Raw genomic sequence first — 22,319 nt, 5'->3', positions numbered from 1 at the left:
GGAGAGGGAAAAAGACATGTACCAGATTTTAAGAGCAGAGAAGCTGGCCGACAAGATTTACCTGATGGAAGTGGAAGCTCCCAGGGTGGCCCGCGCCTGCGAACCAGGTGAGTTTGTAATTGTAAAGATGGACGAGGAAGGAGAGAGAATCCCGCTTACCATCTGTGATTTTGACAGAGAGAAGGGGACTATCACAATCGTATTCCAGACAGTCGGCGCTTCCACAGAAAAGATGGCCGGATTAAAGGCCGGAGACGCGTTCCGCGATTTTGTGGGACCTCTTGGAAATGCTTCCGAATTTGTGAAAGAGGACATCGAGGAATTAAAAAATAAAAAGTACCTGTTTGTGGCAGGCGGCGTAGGAGCAGCTCCTGTTTACCCGCAGGTAAAATGGATGCATGAGCATGGAATCGACGTGGATGTCATTGTCGGATCCAAGACAAAGGATCTCATCATTCTGGAGCAGGAGATGAAGGCTGTTGCCGGAAATCTCTACATCACCACAGATGACGGCTCCTATGAGAGAAAGGGCATGGTAACAGAGGTTGTAAAGGATCTGGTTCAGAACCAGGGCAAAAAATACGATGTCTGCGTAGCCATCGGACCGATGATCATGATGAAATTCGTCTGTCTGCTCACAAAAGAGCTGGGAATCCCGACGATTGTCAGCTTAAACCCGATTATGGTGGACGGTACCGGAATGTGCGGCGCCTGCCGTGTGACTGTGGGCGGGAAGGTGAAGTTTGCCTGCGTAGACGGACCGGAGTTTGACGGACATGAGGTGAACTTCGACGAGGCTATGAAGCGCCAGCAGATGTACAAGACAGAGGAAGGCCGGGCCTTATTAAAACTGAGAGAGGGAGACACCCATCACGGCGGATGCGGACACTGCGGAGGTAATGAGTAATGGAAGCAAATAGAGATCTGATGAAAAGAGTTCCTGTGAGAGAGCAGGATCCACAGGAGCGTGCAAAAAACTTTAAAGAGGTATGCTTAGGCTACGATATGGATGAGGCCATGGCAGAGGCAGTGCGCTGCTTAAACTGCAAAAACGCACAGTGCGTAAAGGGCTGTCCTGTATCCATCGACATCCCGGCTTTTGTTCAGGAGGTCAAGGCTGGAAATATTGAGAAGGCGGCAGAGATCATTGCAAAGTCCTCCGCTCTTCCGGCTGTATGCGGCCGTGTATGCCCGCAGGAGAGCCAGTGCGAGGGTAAATGTATCCGCGGAATCAAGGGAGAGCCTGTATCCATCGGAAAGCTGGAGCGTTTCGTCGCAGACTGGGCGAGAGAGCATGGCTTTGTTCCGAAGGCTCCTGAGACAAAGAACGGAAAGAGAGTAGCTGTGATTGGTTCCGGCCCTGCAGGACTTACCTGCGCCGGCGATCTGGCTAAGATGGGCTATGAGGTGAAGATCTTTGAGGCCCTCCATGAGCCGGGCGGCGTTCTCACATACGGAATTCCTGAGTTCCGTCTTCCGAAGGAGGGCGTTGTTCAGCCGGAGATCGAGAACGTAAAGAAGCTGGGCGTTGAGATTGAGACAAACGTGGTAATCGGAAAATCTGTTACCATTGATGAGCTGATGGAGAAGGAAGGCTTCGACGCTGTCTTTATCGGTTCCGGAGCAGGACTTCCAAAGTTTATGGGAATCCCGGGAGAGAACTCCAACGGCGTATTCTCCGCTAACGAGTACCTGACAAGAAGCAATCTGATGAAGGCATTCCGCGATGATTATGACACACCGATTGCAGCAGGACATAAGGTAGCTGTAGTAGGCGGCGGAAACGTGGCCATGGATGCAGCGAGAACAGCTCTTCGCCTGGGCGCAGAGGTTTACATTGTATACAGAAGAAGTGAGAAGGAGCTCCCGGCCCGTGTGGAGGAGGTTCACCATGCAAAGGAGGAGGGAATCGAGTTCCACCTTCTGACCAATCCGGTAGAGATTCTTGCAGATGAGAACGGCTGGGTAAAAGGCATCGTATGCCGCAAGATGGAGCTGGGTGAGCCGGATGAGTCCGGAAGAAGACGTCCGGTAGAGGTTCCAGGTTCCGACTACACCATCGATGTGGACACAGTTATCATGGCTCTGGGAACATCCCCGAACCCCCTTATCTCCAACACCACAAAGGGACTGGAGATCAATAAGTGGAAATGCATCATTGCCGATGAGACAAACGGCAAGACCACAAAAGAGGGCGTTTACGCCGGAGGTGACGCCGTGACAGGTGCGGCGACCGTAATTCTCGCCATGGAGGCCGGACGTGCCGGTGCAAAGGGAATTGACGAGTTCCTCTCCGGGAAGAAGGCTGAATAGCCAGACCGGAAAAATGAGGGAGCAGGCTGTCAGTTCAGCGGCACAGGTCTTTAAAGACTGAATGTGAGGATAAAAACTCATAAAAGAGGGATAAGAGCAGGGGCATGATATTTGAAAGAGTATCATGTCCCTGTTGTGATTTCCCGGAGGGCAGGCCAGGCGAATAAGTCTGTATATTTGCCTGGCGCTGACGGGGCAGCGGGTGAAGCCTGCCAGGTGTGTTTCATCTCGTTTACACGGGCAGAGCCAAGGAATTTAAGAAAAACGGCCGGTTTGCATGAGGCAGAGGGAGAATGACAGAAATGAAAAAGCAGGTTGATTTACTGAATGGAAAAATAATATCCGCTCTGACAGAGCTGGCTATTCCCATCATGGGAACAGCGGCAGTTCAGATGGCCTATAATCTGACGGATATGGCATGGATTGGCCGTGTGGGAGCTACGGCGGTGGCCTCGGTGGGAGCGGCCGGAATGTATACCTGGCTTTCCACAGGAGTGGTTATGCTGGCCAAGATGGGAGGCCAGGTGAAGGTCGCCCACTCGCTGGGAGAAGGCAGGAAGGAGCGGGCGGCCCAGTACGGCAGGGGAGCGCTTCAGCTGGCAGTGATCCTGGCGGTAATCTACGGGATTGTGATGAATGTGTTTGCCTATCCGCTGATCGGCTTCTTCGGCCTGGAGGATCCGAAGATTATCGGGGATGCAGTTATCTATCTCAGGATCGCAGGTGGGCTGATTATCTTTACCTTCCTGAACCAGACGCTGACGAACCTGTTCACGGCCATCGGAAGCAGCCGCGTTCCGTTTGCAGCCAACTGTATCGGAATGCTCAGCAATATTGTGCTGGATCCCATGCTGATTTTTGGAATCGGATTTTTCCCTGAAATGGGAGTGGCGGGAGCGGCGGCAGCCACGGTGGCTTCCCAGGCAGTGGTGACGGCTGTGATGCTGTGGCACGTAAGAAAGGACACGATCCTCTTCAACCGGATACAGTTTTGGAAGAAAACGCCTCTTCCCTATTTTATCATTATGGTAAAGATTGGCTTTCCCGCCGCTGTGCAGGAAACTATCTACTGCGGAATCTCCATGATCCTCACCAGATTTGTGACAGGATGGGGAGATACGGCTGTGGCGGTGCAGAGAGTAGGAGGCCAGATTGAGTCTCTTTCCTGGATGGCGGCAGAGGGATTTGGAATGGCTATCAACGCCTTTGTGGGGCAGAACTACGGAGCAAGGCAGTTTGGCCGTATGAGAAAGGGATATTTTATTGCAGCCGGGATGATGGCAGTGTGGGGAAGCATCATTACTGCCCTGATGATCCTGTTCAGCACGCCGATCTTCGGCCTGTTTATCCATGAGGCAGATGTGCTTCCCTACGGGGCGGACTATCTGAAAATTATGGGAGTGGGACAGATTTTCATGTGCGTGGAGCTGATGACTGTGGGAGCTCTGGCCGGAATGGGAAAGACGCTTTACAGCTCCATCATAAGTATCACCCTGACCAGCGCCAGGATTCCCCTTGCCATGCTGTTTGGCTCAACGTTTCTGGGACTGGATGGAATCTGGTGGGCGCTGACGGTGTCCAGCATCCTGAAGGGAATCACCTTCTTCCTGGTGTGCTGCATCGTGCTGAAACGAATAGTGAAGAGAGCAGGACAGGAAGGGGAAGGAGAGAAGGCGTAAACTACTTATAAAAATGGAAGGGAGAGGAGAGCAGATGAGATACCTGATTATAGGCGCCGGCGGAACCGGAGGATTCATGGCCGCCAATATGGCGGAGGCGGGACTGGATGTGGCGGTAATTGCAAGAGGAGAGCATTTGCAGAGGATACGGGCTCAGGGACTCGGGCTGGAAACGCCGGAGCGCGGAGAATACACCGTTTGGGTAAAAGCCTGCTCAATGGAAGAATATCTGGGCACAGACAGAGGAGACGGCGGCGCGAAGGTATTTGACGGCCAGGCCCCGGATGTAATTTTCGTCTGCGTCAAGGGCTACTCGCTTAAGGAGGCCGTCAGCTTTATCAGGCAGGCTGCGGGAGAAAAAACCATTGTAATTCCCGTTCTCAATATCTACGGGACAGGCGGGAGGATCCAGGAGAAGCTGCCTGAAATTCTGGTGACAGACGGCTGCATCTACATCTCTGCCAACATATCCTCCCCCGGACATCTGAAGCGCCATGGAGACGTGTTCCGCGTTGTATTCGGCCTGCGAAGGGGACAGAAGGCAGAGGAAAGCCAGAGGGAGCGTCTTGGCGCTGTGGAGGCAGATCTGAGAAAGGCCGGAATCGAGGGGATTCTGTCTGAAAATATAGAGAGAGATGCGCTGCTCAAGTTTTCCTATGTGTCTCCTCAGGCAGGCTGCGGCCTTTACTGTCACGCAGAGGCCGGGGCGATCCAGAAGGATGACGGAATGCGAGGCTTCTTTATTCAGCTTGTCCGGGAGGTGGATGCTGTGGCCAAAGCCATGGGAATTGACTTCGGCGAGGATATTGTCAGGAGAAATCTGGCAATTCTGGATGCCTTAAAGCCTACCGCCTCCACCTCCATGCAGAGAGACCTGGAAAAGGGGGACCAGTCAGAAATCGACGGCCTGATTTATGAGGTGGTGCGTCTGGGAGAAAAGTATGGAGTGGATGTGCCCGGATACAGAAAAATCAGTGAAAAATACCAGGGAATTTACAGGTAGAAAAGTTACGCGCCGGAAAACGGCAGAGGTGATGCAGCAGAGCCTTAGCGGCAGAGATACCGCCAGGGCTCTGCATTATTTTTTCTGGAGTTCTGCGCCAGGAGTTCTGCGCGGAACGGACGAAAATAGCCGGCTGCACTGTCCGGGGGACAGGGGCTGCGGGCGCGGTAATTTTTTACATGGGAGAGATTGACTATTTCGCTTTTCCATGCGATAATAGCGGTATGTACGGTGTGATAAAATTAACAATGTACTAAAACACTTGTTTGAAAGGAGTCTTACAATGATTTATTCACATGAAGTAGAAAAAATGTGCCCAGTTGCACAGGGTGTCTGTCATGGAGCAGCTCCGATTCCAGAGGAGGCAAAGTGGGTTCAGGCTAAGGAAATCAAGGATATTTCCGGTTTAACACACGGTGTAGGCTGGTGTGCTCCGCAGCAGGGTGCCTGCAAGCTGACTCTGAATGTAAAGGATGGCGTGATCCAGGAGGCTCTTGTAGAGACACTGGGATGCTCCGGTATGACACACTCCGCAGCTATGGCGGCAGAGATTCTTCCGGGAAGAACCATTCTTGAGGCTCTGAATACAGACCTTGTCTGCGACGCGATCAACACAGCCATGAGAGAGCTATTCTTACAGATCGTTTACGGAAGAACACAGAGCGCCTTCTCTGAGGAGGGACTTCCGATTGGAGCAGGACTTGAGGATTTAGGAAAGGGGCTCCGTTCTCAGGTCGGCACCATGTATGGTACATTGAAAAAGGGTCCGCGTTACCTTGAGATGGCAGAAGGATATGTAACAGGCATTGCTTTGGATGCTGAGGATCAGATTATCGGATATCAGTATGTAAACCTTGGAAAGATGACAGATTTCATCAAGAAGGGCGACGATCCGACAACTGCTTACGAGAAGGCTAAGGGACAGTACGGCCGCGTGGCTGACGCTGTCAAGATCATCGATCCGAGAGAGGAATAATTGTCTGCCTGCTCTGTCTGTGCAGGGAATACAGGCGCCGGGACATATGGACGAAAAGACCGATGGCGGCCGGAATATGCGGCTGTCGGGACGTATGGGCGCGGGGAACAGGGGAATGCATCGGCAGAGAAAAGACAGCAGTGAAATTCCCGGGCAGGACAGATTTCCGACACAGCGTCGGACTGTCAGGCTTTCGTGCTTAAAATTCAGAGATTGTTAATTACATATCAAGGAGGAAACCACTCATGGCATTATTTGAATCATATGAGAGAAGAATTGATAAGATCAATTCCGTATTAAACAGCTATGGAATTGCTTCTATCGAGGAAGCTGAGAAAATTACAAAGGACGCCGGCCTGGATGTTTACAACCAGGTAAAGGGCATCCAGCCAATCTGCTTTGAAAACGCATGCTGGGCTTATATCACAGGCGCGGCTATCGCTATCAAGAAGGGCTGCCGCAAGGCATCTGACGCTGCTGCAGCTATCGGCGAGGGACTTCAGGCATTCTGCATCCCGGGCTCCGTTGCAGACCAGAGAAAGGTTGGCTTAGGACACGGAAACCTTGGAAAGATGCTTCTCGAGGAAGATACAGACTGCTTCTGCTTCCTGGCAGGACACGAGTCCTTTGCAGCTGCTGAGGGCGCTATCGGTATCGCAGAGAAGGCAAACAAGGTTCGCCAGAAACCGCTTCGCGTTATCTTAAACGGTTTAGGAAAGGACGCTGCACAGATCATCGCCAGAATCAACGGCTTCACATACGTTGAGACACAGTACGACTACTACACAGGCGAGTTAAAGGAAGTATTCAGAAAGGCATACTCCGACGGACCTCGTGCAAAGGTAAACTGCTACGGCGCCAACGATGTGCGCGAGGGCGTTGCCATCATGTGGAAGGAGAACGTAGACGTTTCCATCACAGGAAACTCCACCAACCCGACACGCTTCCAGCATCCGGTAGCAGGAACATACAAGAAGGAGAGAGTAGAGGCAGGAAAGAAATACTTCTCCGTAGCTTCCGGCGGCGGCACAGGACGTACTCTGCACCCGGACAACATGGCAGCAGGCCCGGCTTCCTACGGTATGACAGATACTTTAGGACGTATGCACTCTGACGCACAGTTCGCTGGATCCTCCTCCGTACCGGCCCATGTAGAGATGATGGGACTGATCGGCGCAGGAAACAACCCGATGGTTGGTATGACAGTTGCTGTAGCGGTAGCCATTGAGGAAGCCGCTAAGGCTGGGAAGTTCTAAGAAATCCCGTAAAATCAAGGGTTGTTCAGAGTGAAGAGCCTGTCAAATCCTTGCGAATCCTGCCTGATAATACACAAGTAGTACACAGGTAATACACAAGGGGAAACGGCGGTAATACACAAATTTGAGCATAAGAAAAGGCTATACCAAAATCAGAATGTTGATTTCCGGCATAGCCTTTTTTTATTTGACTTTCTTTAGTATCGCTAATTCCTGCGGCCGTAACCAGGTAAAATACCGATCATGGCCATATGGAGAGGCTGTGACTTCCAGGTAATCTTTGTACCGCGCTAAGTTTATCATTTACAGAAACAACGTATTCAGACTCTATGGAATAAGTACTTCCTTGTCCGGCCAAGTATTTCCGAACAGCACGAAGCTTTTGTCCGGAGGACAGTTGCGACGAGTTTCAGAGTGAAAATATGCTGCCTCCTAGGCGGTTTATTATTTTAACTTGTCTATCTAGAAGGGAGCATATCATTATTGATGATTTTGCGGCACTCCTCTGAGCATTTTTTCGGTCTTTCGCCCTGCTCCGTCTTGAGGTTTCACTGTACAATCTCTCCCAAAAGTCCGTAAGACAATGCGTATCCGGCGAACATCCTTCCTGTATCAATAAAAAACATTATGTGAGGTGTTTTTTGAGAGCTTCAAAACTTTCCAGACTGATAATGTGCTCCATTTTGCAGGCGTCCTCAGCTGCAATTTCCGGACTCACTCCCAGACGCTCAAGCCAGGAAGAGAGGAGAATATGGCGTTCATAAATCTGAGCGGCGATTTCCTTTCCGGATTCTGTTAAATAGACATAACCTTCGGGAGATACCGTGATATGTCCGCTTTCACGCAGCTTTTTCATAGCCACGCTGACGCTGGATTTTTTAAAATTCAATTCTGCAGCAATATCCACAGACCGCACAACAGGGCGTTTTTTACTTAACAACAGAATGGTTTCCAGATAGTTTTCACGGGAAGGATTTATATACATAGCCTCACCTCTTCTAAAGCCAGATATGGTTGACAGGAAAATATACGAATATTGTAGCATGAACCCCTGTATTAGACCAGATAATTATAAAAAAATATTAAAAAATTATTGACAACTTACTTGAATTAGACTATACTAACTCTGTGTTGATGAAAAAGAAAACGTATAGTTATAAAGGGGGGAAGAGGTATGAATTTGCTGGAAGCAAAGGAAGGGGAAGAATATATTGTAAAAGAAATTCAGACGGATGATGAAGAACTGACTGCTTTCCTGTTTTCCCTGGGCTGTTACAGCGGTGAGCCGATTACAGTAGTTTCCCACCTAAAGGGCGGCTGCGTAGTTTCCATTAAAGATGGACGTTATAATATAGATACTGATCTAGCGAAAGCTATTTCAATATAAAAAATAGTGTCAGCACTATTTTTTTTGAATAAAAGTTAGTATGCACTAATTATAGTTAGATATATATAACAAAGTGCATCAAAAAAGGAGGAAAGTTATGAGGATCGCTTTTGCAGGGAATCCCAACAGCGGGAAAACGACCATGTACAACGCGCTGACCGGCAGAAATGAACGCGTCGGAAACTGGGCGGGAGTTACGGTCGAAAGAAAAGAAAGTCCGATCAAAAAGAGCTATTATGACGGAACAGAAGAGGTGATTGCGGTAGATCTGCCGGGGGCTTATTCCATGTCGCCGTTTACTTCGGAAGAAAGTATTACCAGCGGATATGTCAAGAACGAAAATCCGGATGCGATCATCAACATCGTAGATGCTACGAATCTGAGCAGAAGCCTGTTTTTTACCACACAGCTTCTGGAACTTGGAGTGCCGGTAGTTGTTGCGCTGAACAAAAGCGATATTGTCAATAAGAAACAGACGCAGATTGATGAAAAACTTCTGTCGGAAAAACTGGGGTGTCCGGTTATAAAAACGGTGTCTACTTCTTCCGGCCATGAGGGACTCAAAGAAGCTGTCCATGCTGCGGCTGAGCTGAAAGGAAAAGGGCAGAAGGCACCTTATATGCAGGCGGATATTGACCTGAAGGACAAGACGGCAGTAGAAGCCGCTGACAGAAAGCGTTTTGAATTTGTAAACAATATTGTAAAACAGGTAGAGAAGCGAAAAGTTTTTACAAAGGACAAAAACGTACAGGACAAAATTGACGCTGTTATCACACATAAGCTTATCGGTATTCCGATCTTCGCAGCGGTTATTTTCCTTGTATTTTACATATCCCAGACGACTCTCGGCACCTGGATTGCAGACTGGCTGGTGGCATGGATCGAGACCTTCCAGGGCTGGGTAGGCGGAATGCTGGAGAATGCAAACCCGCTTCTGTATGCGCTTCTGGTAGACGGTATCATTGGCGGCGTAGGCGCGGTTGTCGGATTCCTTCCTCTTGTTATGGTTATGTATTTCCTGATTGCTTTGCTGGAAGACTGCGGCTATATGGCCAGGGCGACGGTAGTACTGGATCCGATTTTTAAGAGAGTCGGGCTTTCCGGTAAATCTATCATTCCCATGGTAATTGGCACAGGGTGTGCAATTCCGGGAGTTATGGCCTGCCGTACCATCCGCAATGAAAGAGAGCGCCGCACAACGGCGATGCTGACGCCGTTTATGCCGTGCGGAGCAAAAATTCCGGTAATTGCGTTATTTGCCGGCGCGTTCTTTGCAGATGCCTGGTGGGTTTCAGCGACTATGTATCTGGTAGGTATCCTGTTAGTGCTTCTTGGGGCCCTGCTTGTCAAAAAAATTACAGGACAAAAATATAGAAAATCATTCTTTATCATTGAGCTTCCGGAATACAAATTCCCGAGTTTAAAAAGAGCGTTCGGCTCTATGCTGGAACGAGGAAAAGCGTACATTGTAAAAGCAGGAACCATTATCCTGGTATGCAATACGGTGGTGCAGATTATGCAGAGTTTTAACTGGCAGTTCCAGCTTGTGGAAGAGGGGGCAGAGAGTACGTCCATCCTTGCGTCGATTGCCCATCCGTTTGCAATTCTGTTTATCCCGCTCGGATTTGGAGTGTGGCAGCTTGCAGCGGCGGCAGTGACAGGGTTCATTGCAAAAGAAAACGTAGTGGGAACTCTGGCGGTTGTGTATGGCGTTACAAACCTGATTGATACGGATGAACTGGCGCTGGTTGGAAGCGGCAGCGAAGTTGCGACGGTTATGGGACTTACAAAAGCGGCGGCTCTTGCCTATTTGATGTTTAACCTTTATACACCTCCCTGCTTTGCGGCGTTGGGAGCGATGAATTCAGAGATGAAGAGCGGAAAGTGGCTGTTTGGAGGAATTTGCCTTCAGTTAGCGACCGGCTATACGGTGGCGTTTACCGTATACCAGGTTGGCACCCTGATCACAACCGGCTCTCTTGGCACCGCATTTGTTCCGGGCCTTATTGCAGTTATTGTATTTGCGTTAATTATTATCTGGAGAATCCGCAAATCGGATAAAGAGTTTGCTATGGAATATAGCTTACATTCTGTAAGATCATAAGAAACGTGAGTGAGAAACAGACGGCGGACAGAGGAGAGTTCCTTTGTCTGCCGTTTCCATTTGAAGAAAGGATGTAGTCTGCCATATGGAAAATTTAGTAGCGGTTCTTATTTTGGCCGTTTTGATCGGAGGAGCGTCTGCGTATCTGATCAGAGCAAAAAGAAATGGAGTAAAATGCGTCGGCTGCCCTGCAGGTGGAAGCTGTTCTGGTGGACGGAAGAAGAAAAGAAAAAAGCTGGCGGGACCGGTGATCGCCAGAAAAAATATTATAATTTCGGGGATGCACTGCGGCCATTGCGTACAAAGCGTAACCGATAGCCTGAACCAGATTGACGGAGTTTCTGCCAGGGTAGATCTTTCTAAAGGGTGTGCGGAAATATCCCTGGACCGGGAGGTGGGGGAAGATATTTTGACTGCTGCTGTGGAAAGAGCAGGATTTTCCGTCGAGTCTATTCAGAGTTGATTTTTTATAAATCTGATAAATCAAAAATGCGCCGCTTAGGAGAACATGGGGATGCTCAGCGAAAAAGAAACGATTATTAGAAAGCTGCGAGATAATGGCTGCCGCATTACCGAGCAGCGAAAGATGATTCTGGATGTTATCCTGGAAAGCAGATGTTCCAGCTGCAAGGAAATTTATGTCCAGGTAGAAAAGCTTGACAGGAATATTGGGATAGCAACGGTTTACCGCTTGGTAAAGGAACTGGAAAATATCGGGGTGCTGAGCAGGAAAATTGTCTATAAATAGAGAAAAGTGATAAGATTTATCAATAAGGGTAATTAGCGTTGACTATCTCAAAATTAATTTGTTATGCTGAAACATGAAAATAATATAAGCTTTATAGAAGGAAGGGATATGATTGTGAAGCAGCACAGATTTTGGGCATGGGCGGCAGTCTTTTGCTTTTTGATGGCATTCTATACAGGCTATAAACACAAGTAATCAGGAGGTACATAAGATGTTTAGTGATTCTGCTTTAAAAAAGATCGGCTGTTTCGTAGGGGGAGCCGTATTCGGGACTGTGGGTGTAAAGATTCTTTCCAGTAAGGATGCGAAAAAGGTATATACAAATTGTACGGCAGCCGCGCTGCGGGCGAAAGACTGCGTTATGAAAACCGCAGCGGCGGTACAGGAGAATGCGGAGGATATTCTTGCGGAGGCGCAGCAAATCAATGAGAAACGCGCGGAAGAGGAAGCGATGCAGGTAATGGAGGACGGGGTTCAGGAAGAGGGTGCGTCTGAACAGAAAGAAAACGAATAGATAAAAGATGAAATTTCTTATTAAGCATGAGATACAGGGCCGCCTCCGTATTCATGTCATGCGAAACCGTATGACATGTGAGGAGGCGGATGCTCTTTGCTGGGCTCTTGAAAAACAGAAAAATATCACAAAGGTCAAAGTATATGAACGCACCGCAGATGCTGTGATCTATTATACGGGGAACCGTAAAGAGCTGCTCTGTGAATTAAAAAAGTTTTGTTTAGAGAAGGCAGAAGCGCCGGATACGGTATTGTCAAGTTCCGGACGCACTTTAAATTCCGCATACAGAGAAAAGCTGATTGCAAAAGTACTGTTTCACTACGGGGGAAGGCTGATAATTCCGAATCCAGTAAGGAAAGTATGGATTGCCCTTAAAGCGATTCGGTATATTGGAAAGGGAATCCGGTGCCTGGAAAGGCGGAAAATAGAGGTTCCGGTTTTGGATGCAACGGCGATTGGCGTATCTGTACTGAGGGGAGATTTTAATACTGCCGGCTCCGTTATGTTTTTGCTGGGCGTCGGGGAACTGCTGGAGGAATGGACCCACAAAAAATCAGTAGGAGATCTGGCGCGCAGTATGTCTTTAAATATAAAGAAAGTCTGGCTGAAAAGAGATGAAGGGGAGATCCTTGTTCCTGCCTGCGATATTCTGCCGGGGGACAGAGTCGTTGTGCGCATGGGAAATGTAATTCCTTTTGACGGAGAGGTGGCTGCTGGAGAGGGGATGGTAAACCAGGCGTCTCTGACTGGGGAAGCTCTTCCGATACGAAGAACGGAGGGACAGTCCGTCTATGCCGGAACTGTTTTGGAGGAAGGGGAGCTGGAAATTCTGGTCAGGGCTGTGTCCGGCGCCACCAGGTTTGAGAAGATCGTGACAATGATCGAAGATTCGGAGAAACTGAAATCAGATCTGGAAAGCAAGGCGGAGCACCTGGCAGATCGTCTGGTGCCGTATACGCTGTTAGGAACAGGGCTTGTGGGACTTATTACCCGCAATGCGACGAAGGCGCTGTCGGTTCTTATGGTGGATTTTTCCTGCGCGCTGAAACTGGCCATGCCGATCGCCGTGCTTTCTGCCATACGGGAAGCGGGACAAAACGGTATTACTGTAAAGGGCGGGAAATACCTGGAGGCGGTAGCCGGGGCAGACACGATTGTATTTGATAAAACGGGCACGCTGACAAAGGCGCAGCCGACGGTAAAAGAAGTCGTTGTGTTTGGAGATTATCCAGAAGCGGAGGCGCTCAGGATCGCAGCCTGCTTAGAGGAGCATTTCCCTCATTCTATGGCAAAAGCCGTCGTGGATGCTGCAAAGAAAAGAAACCTGTGCCATGAGGAAATGCACTCCAAGGTAGAATATATTGTGGCTCATGGGATTTCTTCTTCTATAGGCGGAAAGAAAACCGTAATTGGAAGCAGGCATTTTGTCTTTGAAGACGAAAAATGCCGAATCCGTCCGGAATATCAAGAGCGGTTTGACATGCTGCCTGAAGAATACTCCCATTTGTTTCTTGCCATTAACGGAGAGCTGGTTGCAGTAATCTGTATTGAGGATCCGCTCAGAGAAGAAGCAGAGGAGATGGTAAGGCTCCTGAAAGCAGAAGGCATCTCCAAAGTTGTTATGATGACTGGCGACAGCGAGCGAACCGCAGCCTCGATCGCAAAGCGCGTGGGAGTGGATGAATATTATTCCGAGGTGCTTCCGGAGGATAAGGCGGGATTTGTCGAAAAAGAAAAAGCAGCAGGAAGAAAGGTCGTGATGATCGGCGACGGAATCAACGATTCGCCGGCGCTTTCAGCTGCAGATACGGGAATCGCTGTCAGCGATGGGGCAGAAATTGCCCGTGAGATTGCGGATATAACGATTGCCGCAGAAGATCTGCGGGAGATCGTAGTGCTGAAACGCCTGTCGAATGCTATGATGGATCGAATTCAGGAAAATTACAGAGGAATAGTTACCATCAATGCGGCCCTGATTGCGCTTGGCGTGGCGGGAGTTATCCAGCCTACGACTTCCGCGCTGCTGCATAATACGTCTACTTTAGCCATTAGCCTGAAGAGTATGGGAACTCTATTGCCGGAAAAATAATGAAGGAAGACAGAAGAACGGTTTTTCAGAGAAATCGTCTTTTGTCTTTTTTCTTTGAATGAAGATATGCACCGAGTGCTTCATCTAAGCGGAAGACATACCTGGCGGCTGTCTCCATTGAAGAAGCTGCTAAGGCCGGTAAATTCTAGTCTGGAAGCAGCTTAAGAGGGAGTGTTTACTTATAAATGAATAATGAAATGAAAAGGCCGCACTGGCTGGTTCAGTTTTGATGTAAACGAAAAGAAATGGGACAGATAAATGAAAGATCAGACAGAGGGCTTGCATTTTTAAGAATCCGGCGGTATAATAGGCACGATAAAAAACAGGGGAGCTTGTGGGCAGGCTGAGAGGAAGTAATCGAACTTCGACCCTTTAACCTGATGCGGATAATGCCGTCGTAGGAAGTCAAAGGGTGAGATTTTTTCGGGAGACGCTGCATCAGGCGTCTCTTTTTGTATGTCCTTTTGCAGCGCCGGGACTTTGCTCTGTAAGCAACCGAACCGCCGGGCGGAAAGGAGTGAATCCTTTCTGTCCTGATTCTGGAGAAAGCGGCGCTGTGACAGGCTGTTTTCTCTGTATTTCAAAGGAGAGAAGTAGAAAAATGAACAAGACAGTGAACCAAACAGTGAAGGAAAAAAACAGGGCAGCTGTTCAGCAGAGAACAGGAATGTCCCTTAGAACCAGAAAAATGGTCTTGACAGCCATGTTTGCGTGTCTGGCCTTTGTGCTGAATACCTTTGTCTATTTTCCGGCAATGGCTCCGTTTCAGCATTTTGTGGATGTGCTGGCGGCTGTATTTCTGGGTCCGTGGTACGGGTTTGTCAGTGCGCTTCTGTGCGGGCTGATGAGAATGATGTGCGGGCGGACTATCCAGGCAGTGGCAGGGGCTGTATTTGGGCCGATTCTGGGAGGACTTCTGTACAGAAAGACAAAAAATATTTATCTCGTGTTTGCAGGGGAGGTGGTGGGAACCGGATTCTGCGGAGCCATGGTATCCTACCCTCTTATGAAGCTGTTTTACGGACTGGATGCCCAGTCTCCCTTCTATTATATTCCATTCTACACGCCGGCAGCTGCTGTCGGAGCTGCCATGGGAATTGCAGTGCTTCTGCTTTTAAAGCGCGCCGGAGTATTCGGGCGGATGATGGATGCGATCGGATAGACAGTCAGCTTACATGCTGTACTGAAATCAGAAGCTGAGTAGGAATGAAGCTGAGTCGGAATGAAGCTGGGACAGGGCAGAAATGACGCCGGAAACGAGTCAGAACGGAGCCGAACAGGCAGAAAAGGAGTCGGAAAGGGACCGGGAATGGATCAGTTACAAGAGAGAATTTTAGAAGTGTTTTGCAGGACAAGGGAGCAGGGTCCGCTGGTGCAGTGCATCACAAATTTTGTCACGGTCAATGACTGTGCCAACGTGATACTGGCAGCGGGAGGCTCGCCGTCCATGGCCCACGATATACGGGAAGCGGCAGAGGCAGTGGAGGGAGCGGCAGCCCTTGTCTGCAATATGGGCGCGATTGAGAACATTGATGCGATGATTCTGGCAGGGCAGCGGGCCAATGCTCTGGGAAAGCCGGTGATTCTCGATCCGGTGGCAGCCGGCGGCACAGAGCTTCGCAGGAGAGAGTCCAGGCGGCTGCTTGAGGAAGTACATTTTTCAATTATACGGGGCAATGCCTCAGAGCTTCGCTATCTGGCCGGCAGGCAGGCTGCGGGAAGCGGGGTGGATGCAGGCGGAGCCGATCGAGTCACAGAGGAGAATCTTCTCAGGGCTGCAGAAGAGTTCAGGGAGCTTTCGAGAAGAACCGGGAGCGTAACGGCTGTATCCGGGGAAATCGATCTGATCTCTGACGGAAATCAGACAGCCGTCTTCCGTGGCGGATGTCCGGTGATGGCCAGGATTACAGGAAGCGGCTGTATGCAGACTGCGCTCCTGGGCGCATTTTCCGGTGCAGGGAGGGAGGACTCCTTTGCAGCTGCATGCGCCGGGGCGGCTGTCATGAACGTCTGCGGCGAGCTGGCAGACGAAAAAAGAAAACGAAACGGCACGGGAAATGCCACGTTTCGCACGGACTTAATTGATGCAGTATTTAATCTGACAGAAGAACAGTTAAAGGAAGGGATGCGGTATGAAATTTTCCAGGGATGAGATCAGAAGGGCGATGCTGCTCTATGCAGTGACGGATCGCTCCTGGCTGAGAGAAGGGGAGAGTCTGTCTGGTGTATGCAGGGAGGTTCTGAAGGGAGGAGCTACCTTTCTGCAGATCCGGGAGAAGGACTTGGATGAGGCTTCCTTTGAGGCTGAGGCCAGGGAGCTTAAGGAGCTCTGTGCAGAATACAGGGTTCCGTTTGTGGTGAATGACAGCGTGGAGATCGCTCTGAAAATTCAGGCAGACGGTGTTCATGTGGGGCAGTCAGATATAAAAGGGCGTGATATCCGCGCTATGATAGGCCCTGACCGGATTCTGGGGATTTCAGCCGGAACGCCTGAGGAGGCTGCCGTAGCAGAAAAGGTAGGGGCAGACTACATAGGCGTGGGAGCCGTGTTTGGAACCAGCACAAAGAAGGATGCGAGAAACCTGTCTGTGGACGCACTCCGGGAAATCCGGAATTCTGTTTCCATTCCCATTGTGGCAATCGGAGGTATTCAGCCGTCCAATCTGATGGAGCTTGCGGGAACGGGAGTGGACGGAGTGGCTGTGGTGTCAGCTATTTTCGCCGCAGAGCGGCCGGGAGAGGCCGCAGAGAATCTGAGAAAGCTGGCAGAGGAGATGGTAAGACATGGATAAGCAGTTTGCTGTGTTTGATCTGGACGGAACACTGGCAGATTCCATGGTCTGCTGGGCGGAGCTGGCCGGGGAATTCCTGAAAAAACGGGGGATCCATCCTGTTCCGGAGGGCATAGCCGATGAAATTAAAACGATGACAATGGCGGAGTCTGCGGCTCTGTTTGTCAGGACATTCGGCCTGGAGGATACGCCGGAGCAGGTGGCAGGCGAGATGAATGCCATGATAGAGGAGCATTACAGGAAGGATATTCCGCTGAAGGACGGAGCCGGTGAATATATCAGGCAGCTCGCCAGCCAGGGAGTCAGAATGTGCGTTGCATCTGCGACGGACAGACACCTTGTCAGCGACTGCCTGAAGCGGCTCGGTATTCTGCCGTATTTCGAGTTCCTCATTTCCTGCGAGGAGGTAGGCCGCGGAAAGGACAGCCCCAGGGTCTATGAGGAGGCCGCACGCCGGTTCGGTGCACAGCCCGGGGAGATCGCCGTTTATGAGGATGCACTGTTTGCTGCCAGAACAGCGAGACAGGCGGGATTCTACGTGGTCGGTGTATATGACAGGGGATCGAAGGATTTTGACCAGTTAAAGCAGATGGCTGACGAGGTGGTGCTTAGCTGGAGAGACTGCCTGGGATAGAAAAGAAAAAAGAGAGGAGAGAGTGGTATGAGCGCAAGCATTGCAATTCAGGTTCTGCCCAAGGTGGACAGTGACCAGGAGGTATGCCGGATTGTGGATCAGGTGATTGAATATATAAAAAGCACGGGACTCCACTGTGAAGTAGGCCCCTTTGAAACGACGATAGAGGGGGAGAGCTATGACGAACTGATGGATATTGTCAAGGAGTGCCAGCATGTGGCAGTCAGGGCCGGAGCGCCGAAGGTTTCAGCCTATGTAAAGATTGTGTACCGCCCCGATGGGGAGATCCTGACGATTGATCAGAAGATTGGAAAATACAGGGACGAATAGGAGTGCCGGGAGCCGGGAAAGGGCCGAAAGAAGCACCGGAAGGCCGAAACAGACACAGCGGTAAGCAGACGAAGCGCAGAGAGCGGGAGGAACAAAAGTGAAAACAGTACTTTCAATAGCAGGGAGCGATTCAAGCGGAGGAGCAGGAATCCAGGCAGACTTAAAGACCATGATTATGAACGGTGTCTATGGCATGAGCGCTGTGACGGCGCTAACGGCCCAGAATACCACAGGGGTGAGGGGGATACTGGAGAGCAGCCCGGAATTTCTGGGACAGCAGATCGACGCAGTCTTTGAGGATATCCGGCCGGATGCGGTAAAAATAGGTATGGTTCCCTCAAAAGCTCTGGTGCAGATGACGGCAGACAGGCTCCGCTTTCACAGAGCAGAGCGCATTGTGCTGGATCCTGTGATGGTGGCTACCAGCGGTTCACGTCTGATGGAGACGGAGACAGTCGCTGTTTTGGAGAAGGAGCTTATGCCGCTGGCGCTCGTGGTCACTCCGAATATACCGGAGGCGGAGATTATGGCCGGCATGAAGATAAGGGAAAAAAGTGAGATGGAGGCTGCAGCTGTAAAAATCTGGGAGAAATTCGGCTGCGCCGCGCTGGTCAAGGGAGGACACAGCGTCAGCGACGCAGATGACTTCCTGTTTGACGGACGAAAGGGAGAATGGTTCTGTGGAAAGAGGATTGACAATCCCAATACCCATGGAACGGGGTGCACGCTTTCAAGCGCCATTGCCTCCAATCTGGCCAAGGGTTACTCCCTGTCTGAGTCCGTCCGCCGCTCCAAGGATTATCTCTCTCTTGCCCTCGCCGAAATGCTTAATCTGGGAGCGGGAAGCGGCCCGATGGATCATGGCTTTGCGCTTACAGGCACATTTGCAGAATAGGAGAGGGCACTGGAATTTAAACTGCGGATCTGAAACGCCGTTTTTCCTTCCTTTTCGACAGACTGCATGATATAATGGGGATATCAGACACGATATCTGCGAAGGCAGGATGAAGGAAAGGGGTGCGTGCTATGAGCAAGGTTATAACGGTCAGCCGGGAATTCGGAAGCGGAGGAAGAGAGCTGGGGGTGAAGCTCGCAGAAGCTCTGGGGATTCCTTTTTATGATAAAGAGCTGATTTCCATGGCAGCTGACGATATGGAGATTGCGGAAGAGGCTTTCCGGCGCTATGACGAGAGGGTGGAGATTCCGGATTATCTGAATCATGAGAGATATGTAGCTCTGGCAGATTTATACCAGGTAAATATTTCAGATCAGCTGTTTGTGGCCCAGTCCAATGTAATCAGACGCCTGGCTGCCCACGGCCCGTGTGTGATTGTGGGCCGGTGTGCAGATATGATATTGGAGGACAGCGTCAACCTCTTTTTGCACGCCAGGATGGAACGGCGGGTGATGCGGGTGATGGCCATTGAAAAGAGTACGGATCCGAAGGAGACCGAACGCCATATCCGCGAGGTAGACGCAAAGAGAAAAGATTATTACCAGTACTATACGGGGAATACCTGGGGCAGGGCCCAGAATTACCACCTGTGCCTTGATACGGGACTGGCAGGGATCGATGGCTGTCTGAAGGCAGTGCTGGCCTATCTGGAAGCATTTTAGGGGCCGGCAGGAACGCAGGGGAAAATACAGGACAGGAAAAGAAAAAATAGGGGCAGCTTCTGCAGTTGATATGCTCCCTTCTGGGCAGACAAGTAAAAAATTAAAGCTTGTCACTTAGGAGGGAGCACACCACAGACAGAGGCTGCCTTTTTTGGACAGATACGCTGCCGGAGAAAATTAGTATTGACTTAGAGTGAACTCCAGGGCATATAATCAGTTTAAAGCTGGAACCTTGCAGAATAATACGAAGGATACTGTGTATCCAGAAACAGCTTTTACAATAGCTTCAAAAAGCTTCAGAGGCGGGTGCAGAGATATCTTCTTAAGAACGATGGAAAAGTTCCGGCACAGGATTTTTGACTGACAGAAGGAGGAGCGTGCAGATATGATTTACAAAAAATTTCAGAACCTGAATCTTTCAGCCCTTGGAATGGGAACGATGAGGCTGCCGGTGATTGACGGGGATGATTCCCGGATCGATGAGGCTGCTGCAGAGAAGATGGCTGCCTATGCCATAGAGCACGGGGTAAATTACTTTGATACGGCATGGGGATACCACGGCGGCCAGTCCGAGCTTGTGATGGGACGGATTCTCAAAAAATACCCCAGGGACAGTTTTTATCTGGCCACAAAATTTCCGGGCTACGATCTCTCCAATATGGATAAGGTGGAGGAGATTTTCGAGAAGCAGCTGGAAAAATGCCAGGTAGAATATTTTGATTTTTACCTGTTCCACAATGTCTGCGAGATGAACATTGACGCATACCTGGATCCGAAATACGGAATTTACGATTATCTGACAAGGCAGAGGAAAGAGGGCAGAATCCGCCATCTGGGATTTTCCGTTCATGGAAGCCTGGATGTTATGAAGCGCTTCCTCGACGCCTATGGCGACGCCATGGAATTCTGCCAGATCCAGCTGAATTACATAGACTGGGATTTTCAGGATGCCAGGGCAAAGGTGGAGCTGCTGGCTGAGAAGAAGATTCCTGTCTGGGTAATGGAGCCCCTCCGGGGAGGACGGCTGGCCTCTCTCCCTGAGGAAGGTGAAAAGCGGCTGAAAGAACTGCGCCCGGATGAGCCCATTCCTGCCTGGGCCTTCCGCTTCCTTCAGACAATCCCGGGAGTGACCGTCGTTTTATCCGGTATGTCCAATATGGAGCAGATGCAGGCCAATATCGAAACCTTTAAGGAGGATAGGCCTTTAGACGAGAAGGAGAGAAAGGTGCTGGCAGAGATTGCAGAAGGGATGGTAAAGAAAACAGCCCTCCCCTGTACGGCCTGCCATTATTGTGTCAGCCACTGTCCTAAGGGACTTGACATTCCTTCTCTGCTGAATTTATACAATGAGCACAGCTTTACAGAGGGCGGATTTATTGCCCCTATGGCGCTTTCGGCAGTTCCGGAGGATAAGAGGCCTTCTGCATGTATCGGCTGCAGAAGCTGTGAGGCTGTCTGTCCCCAGCAGATCAAAATTTCTGAGGCCATGAAGGACTTTGTCAGGAAACTGGGATAGAGACGGCGCTCCCCTTTTTGCGCTGCGGAGTATTCAGCCGGCAAAAAAGCAGGAGAGGAAGAAAAGGCGCGGAGCCGGGCAGGGTGAAAAAATGATGCGCAGGAACAGAGTTTAGAAGGAGATTGAAAGGATGGAGTATCGCAGATTACAGCGGGGAGGAGAGAACATCAGCATTCTGGGGCTTGGAAACAGCTCTCTGGGAGCGGCAGGGCAGAGGGAGGCAGAGGAAACCATCGCCCTGGCCCTGGAAAACGGCATCAACTATTTTGATATGGCAGCGGCAGACGCCTCGCCGTTTTCCGCCTTTGGAAATGCTGTTTTAGGGTACAGAAATCAGGTGTTCTACCAGATCCATTTCGGAGCGGATTACAGAAGCGGGAAATACGGCTGGACGCTTAAGCTGGAGGATATAAAAAAATCAGTGGACTGGCAGCTTCAGGCTCTTAAGACAGACTATATCGATTTTGGCTTTATCCACTGCATTGACGAACAGGCAGACTGGGAAAAGGTACTGTCCGGCGGGACGCTGGAGTATATCAGAGAGCTGAAGAAGGCAGGGACAGTCCGCCACATCGGTCTTTCGTCCCACACGCCTTCGATTGTGGAGCGCTTTCTCGATGAGGGCGATATCGACATGGTCATGTTCAGCATCAATCCTGCCTATGATTACAGGCAGGGAGACTATGCCATCGGCAGCGTGGACGAGAGAATGGCCATGTACCGCCGCTGCGAGGCCGAGGGAGTGGGAATTTCAGTTATGAAGGCATTTGGAGGCGGACAGCTTTTAAATGCAAAGACCTCTCCCTTTAAGAGAGCGCTGACAGAATACCAGTGCATCCAGTATGCCCTCGACAAGCCGGGAGTGGTGACGGTGCTTCCGGGCATCCGGGGAAAGGAGGATCTGGAACGTATTCTGGGATTTTTCAGGGCGTCCAGAGAGGAGAAGGACTACTCGGTTCTCGGAACCTTTGCCCCTCAGGATGCAGAGGGCATCTGCGTCTACTGCAACCACTGCCAGCCATGCCCGGCAGGGCTTGACGTGGGGCTGATCAACAAGTACTACGATTTGGCAATGGCAGGAGATGCTCTCGCGAGGGACCACTATGAGAATCTGGAAAAGAAAGCCTCTGACTGCATTGGCTGCGGCCACTGTGACAGGCGCTGTCCCTTCCATGTAGGCCAGGCAGAGCGGATGAAGGAGATTGCCGGGTACTTCGGAAAATAGCCCGGAAAACGCCAACGAAAGAGGCCCTTTGCGGTTTCGGAACATGCAGGAGCGTCAAGAACCGGTATCAGAGAACAGAGAGCCAAGGCCCCGGGAGAACTTCGGGGAAAATGGTATGGAAATAAAAAGCAGAAAC

Annotated in this window: 22 protein-coding genes and 1 riboswitch; of the genes, 21 read left to right on the top strand and 1 reads right to left on the bottom strand. The window is 50.4% G+C overall.

Annotated elements, in window-relative coordinates; all coding sequences use genetic code 11:
• Window positions 1-16: 16 nt before the first annotated feature.
• The 6 genes from LK436_RS13475 (at window position 17) to LK436_RS13450 (ending at window position 7,227) form a co-directional block, all read left to right on the top strand.
• A complete protein-coding gene (locus LK436_RS13475) occupies window positions 17-907 on the top strand; it encodes a sulfide/dihydroorotate dehydrogenase-like FAD/NAD-binding protein (RefSeq protein ID WP_021965966.1) in 891 nt (296 codons plus the stop codon).
• The gene (gene gltA, locus LK436_RS13470) at window positions 907-2,313 is read left to right on the top strand and encodes an NADPH-dependent glutamate synthase (protein ID WP_008395052.1); all 1,407 of its coding nucleotides are present in this window, start codon (window positions 907-909) and stop codon (window positions 2,311-2,313) included. Before LK436_RS13475 ends, gltA begins: the two co-directional genes overlap by 1 nt.
• Before the next feature lie 302 nt (window positions 2,314-2,615).
• Entirely contained in the window at window positions 2,616-3,992 is a 1,377-nt protein-coding gene (locus LK436_RS13465) for an MATE family efflux transporter (protein ID WP_373132823.1), read from the top strand.
• Between the two features lie 34 nt (window positions 3,993-4,026).
• A complete protein-coding gene (locus tag LK436_RS13460) occupies window positions 4,027-4,995 on the top strand; it encodes a ketopantoate reductase family protein (protein WP_044930473.1) in 969 nt (322 codons plus the stop codon).
• A 283-nt stretch (window positions 4,996-5,278) separates the two neighbouring features.
• A complete protein-coding gene (locus LK436_RS13455) occupies window positions 5,279-5,971 on the top strand; it encodes an iron-sulfur cluster assembly scaffold protein (RefSeq protein ID WP_008395057.1) in 693 nt (230 codons plus the stop codon).
• A 245-nt stretch (window positions 5,972-6,216) separates the two neighbouring features.
• Window positions 6,217-7,227 carry a GGGtGRT protein gene (locus tag LK436_RS13450; protein WP_008395059.1) on the top strand — a complete coding sequence of 337 codons (1,011 nt, stop codon included), beginning with the start codon at window positions 6,217-6,219 and terminating at the stop codon, window positions 7,225-7,227.
• A gap of 625 nt (window positions 7,228-7,852) precedes the next feature.
• On the opposite strand, the gene LK436_RS13445 is transcribed toward LK436_RS13450, so the two are convergent.
• Complete coding sequence (locus tag LK436_RS13445; protein ID WP_015573759.1) at window positions 7,853-8,212, bottom strand: metal-dependent transcriptional regulator; 360 nt, start codon at window positions 8,210-8,212, stop codon at window positions 7,853-7,855.
• A gap of 189 nt (window positions 8,213-8,401) precedes the next feature.
• Here LK436_RS13445 and LK436_RS13440 point away from each other — a divergent pair, with 189 nt between their 5' ends.
• The 15 genes from LK436_RS13440 (at window position 8,402) to LK436_RS13370 (ending at window position 22,183) form a co-directional block, all read left to right on the top strand.
• A complete protein-coding gene (locus tag LK436_RS13440) occupies window positions 8,402-8,614 on the top strand; it encodes a FeoA family protein (RefSeq protein WP_008395061.1) in 213 nt (70 codons plus the stop codon).
• A gap of 97 nt (window positions 8,615-8,711) precedes the next feature.
• Window positions 8,712-10,718 (top strand): ferrous iron transport protein B, encoded by a 2,007-nt coding sequence (gene feoB / locus LK436_RS13435; protein ID WP_008395062.1) that lies wholly within the window; start codon window positions 8,712-8,714, stop codon window positions 10,716-10,718.
• A gap of 85 nt (window positions 10,719-10,803) precedes the next feature.
• Complete coding sequence (locus LK436_RS13430; protein ID WP_008395063.1) at window positions 10,804-11,181, top strand: heavy-metal-associated domain-containing protein; 378 nt, start codon at window positions 10,804-10,806, stop codon at window positions 11,179-11,181.
• 51 nt (window positions 11,182-11,232) lie between these two features.
• Window positions 11,233-11,466, top strand: coding sequence for a transcriptional repressor (locus LK436_RS13425; RefSeq protein ID WP_015544046.1), 234 nt, complete (start codon window positions 11,233-11,235; stop codon window positions 11,464-11,466).
• 211 nt (window positions 11,467-11,677) lie between these two features.
• The gene (locus LK436_RS13420; RefSeq protein WP_008395066.1) at window positions 11,678-11,980 is read left to right on the top strand and encodes a DUF6110 family protein; all 303 of its coding nucleotides are present in this window, start codon (window positions 11,678-11,680) and stop codon (window positions 11,978-11,980) included.
• Between the two features lie 7 nt (window positions 11,981-11,987).
• The gene (locus LK436_RS13415; protein ID WP_008395067.1) at window positions 11,988-14,069 is read left to right on the top strand and encodes a heavy metal translocating P-type ATPase; all 2,082 of its coding nucleotides are present in this window, start codon (window positions 11,988-11,990) and stop codon (window positions 14,067-14,069) included.
• A gap of 314 nt (window positions 14,070-14,383) precedes the next feature.
• A riboswitch (TPP riboswitch) is annotated at window positions 14,384-14,490 on the top strand.
• Window positions 14,491-14,670: 180 nt separating this feature from the next.
• Entirely contained in the window at window positions 14,671-15,231 is a 561-nt protein-coding gene (gene thiW, locus LK436_RS13410; protein ID WP_008395068.1) for an energy coupling factor transporter S component ThiW, read from the top strand.
• Window positions 15,232-15,378: 147 nt separating this feature from the next.
• Window positions 15,379-16,221, top strand: a complete 843-nt coding sequence (gene thiM, locus LK436_RS13405) for a hydroxyethylthiazole kinase (RefSeq protein ID WP_227910074.1) — start codon at window positions 15,379-15,381, stop codon at window positions 16,219-16,221.
• Complete coding sequence (gene thiE, locus LK436_RS13400) at window positions 16,202-16,861, top strand: thiamine phosphate synthase (protein ID WP_008395070.1); 660 nt, start codon at window positions 16,202-16,204, stop codon at window positions 16,859-16,861. Before thiM ends, thiE begins: the two co-directional genes overlap by 20 nt.
• Entirely contained in the window at window positions 16,854-17,495 is a 642-nt protein-coding gene (locus tag LK436_RS13395) for an HAD family hydrolase (RefSeq protein ID WP_008395071.1), read from the top strand. The genes thiE and LK436_RS13395 overlap by 8 nt, the downstream gene beginning before the upstream one ends.
• Before the next feature lie 27 nt (window positions 17,496-17,522).
• Window positions 17,523-17,825 (top strand): thiamine-binding protein, encoded by a 303-nt coding sequence (locus LK436_RS13390; RefSeq protein ID WP_008395072.1) that lies wholly within the window; start codon window positions 17,523-17,525, stop codon window positions 17,823-17,825.
• A 97-nt stretch (window positions 17,826-17,922) separates the two neighbouring features.
• The gene (thiD, locus tag LK436_RS13385) at window positions 17,923-18,720 is read left to right on the top strand and encodes a bifunctional hydroxymethylpyrimidine kinase/phosphomethylpyrimidine kinase (protein WP_008395073.1); all 798 of its coding nucleotides are present in this window, start codon (window positions 17,923-17,925) and stop codon (window positions 18,718-18,720) included.
• A gap of 131 nt (window positions 18,721-18,851) precedes the next feature.
• On the top strand, window positions 18,852-19,442 hold the full coding sequence (locus LK436_RS13380) for an AAA family ATPase (RefSeq protein WP_008395074.1): 591 nt from the start codon (window positions 18,852-18,854) through the stop codon (window positions 19,440-19,442).
• A 385-nt stretch (window positions 19,443-19,827) separates the two neighbouring features.
• Window positions 19,828-20,958, top strand: a complete 1,131-nt coding sequence (locus tag LK436_RS13375) for an aldo/keto reductase (RefSeq protein WP_008395076.1) — start codon at window positions 19,828-19,830, stop codon at window positions 20,956-20,958.
• A 130-nt stretch (window positions 20,959-21,088) separates the two neighbouring features.
• Window positions 21,089-22,183: an aldo/keto reductase gene (locus LK436_RS13370; RefSeq protein ID WP_008395078.1), complete on the top strand. Its 1,095-nt coding sequence runs from the start codon at window positions 21,089-21,091 to the stop codon at window positions 22,181-22,183.
• The last annotated feature ends 136 nt before the right edge of the window (window positions 22,184-22,319 follow it).

Origin of the sequence: Clostridium sp. M62/1 (assembly GCF_020736365.1) — a bacterium.
Taxonomy (GTDB): Bacteria; Bacillota; Clostridia; order Lachnospirales; family Lachnospiraceae; genus Otoolea; species Otoolea saccharolyticum_A.
The sequence above is the reverse complement of the archived record's forward strand: the minus strand, read 5'-3'. Positions and strand labels throughout refer to the sequence as shown.

Excerpts from the sequence above, each read along its gene's own strand:
- LK436_RS13395 (WP_008395071.1), top strand. The coding sequence starts at position 16,854 with ATGGATAAGCAGTTTGCTGTGTTTGATCTGGACGGAACACTGGCAGAT.
- LK436_RS13420 (WP_008395066.1), top strand. The coding sequence starts at position 11,678 with ATGTTTAGTGATTCTGCTTTAAAAAAGATCGGCTGTTTCGTAGGGGGA.
- LK436_RS13370 (WP_008395078.1), top strand. The coding sequence starts at position 21,089 with ATGGAGTATCGCAGATTACAGCGGGGAGGAGAGAACATCAGCATTCTG.
- feoB (WP_008395062.1), top strand. The coding sequence starts at position 8,712 with ATGAGGATCGCTTTTGCAGGGAATCCCAACAGCGGGAAAACGACCATG.
- LK436_RS13465 (WP_373132823.1), top strand. The coding sequence starts at position 2,616 with ATGAAAAAGCAGGTTGATTTACTGAATGGAAAAATAATATCCGCTCTG.
- LK436_RS13460 (WP_044930473.1), top strand. The coding sequence starts at position 4,027 with ATGAGATACCTGATTATAGGCGCCGGCGGAACCGGAGGATTCATGGCC.
- gltA (WP_008395052.1), top strand. The coding sequence starts at position 907 with ATGGAAGCAAATAGAGATCTGATGAAAAGAGTTCCTGTGAGAGAGCAG.
- LK436_RS13440 (WP_008395061.1), top strand. The coding sequence starts at position 8,402 with ATGAATTTGCTGGAAGCAAAGGAAGGGGAAGAATATATTGTAAAAGAA.
- LK436_RS13455 (WP_008395057.1), top strand. The coding sequence starts at position 5,279 with ATGATTTATTCACATGAAGTAGAAAAAATGTGCCCAGTTGCACAGGGT.
- LK436_RS13430 (WP_008395063.1), top strand. The coding sequence starts at position 10,804 with ATGGAAAATTTAGTAGCGGTTCTTATTTTGGCCGTTTTGATCGGAGGA.
- LK436_RS13425 (WP_015544046.1), top strand. The coding sequence starts at position 11,233 with ATGCTCAGCGAAAAAGAAACGATTATTAGAAAGCTGCGAGATAATGGC.
- LK436_RS13375 (WP_008395076.1), top strand. The coding sequence starts at position 19,828 with ATGATTTACAAAAAATTTCAGAACCTGAATCTTTCAGCCCTTGGAATG.
- LK436_RS13380 (WP_008395074.1), top strand. The coding sequence starts at position 18,852 with ATGAGCAAGGTTATAACGGTCAGCCGGGAATTCGGAAGCGGAGGAAGA.
- LK436_RS13445 (WP_015573759.1), bottom strand. The coding sequence starts at position 8,212 with ATGTATATAAATCCTTCCCGTGAAAACTATCTGGAAACCATTCTGTTG.
- LK436_RS13390 (WP_008395072.1), top strand. The coding sequence starts at position 17,523 with ATGAGCGCAAGCATTGCAATTCAGGTTCTGCCCAAGGTGGACAGTGAC.
- thiW (WP_008395068.1), top strand. The coding sequence starts at position 14,671 with ATGAACAAGACAGTGAACCAAACAGTGAAGGAAAAAAACAGGGCAGCT.
- LK436_RS13475 (WP_021965966.1), top strand. The coding sequence starts at position 17 with ATGTACCAGATTTTAAGAGCAGAGAAGCTGGCCGACAAGATTTACCTG.
- LK436_RS13450 (WP_008395059.1), top strand. The coding sequence starts at position 6,217 with ATGGCATTATTTGAATCATATGAGAGAAGAATTGATAAGATCAATTCC.
- thiM (WP_227910074.1), top strand. The coding sequence starts at position 15,379 with ATGGATCAGTTACAAGAGAGAATTTTAGAAGTGTTTTGCAGGACAAGG.
- thiE (WP_008395070.1), top strand. The coding sequence starts at position 16,202 with ATGAAATTTTCCAGGGATGAGATCAGAAGGGCGATGCTGCTCTATGCA.
- LK436_RS13415 (WP_008395067.1), top strand. The coding sequence starts at position 11,988 with ATGAAATTTCTTATTAAGCATGAGATACAGGGCCGCCTCCGTATTCAT.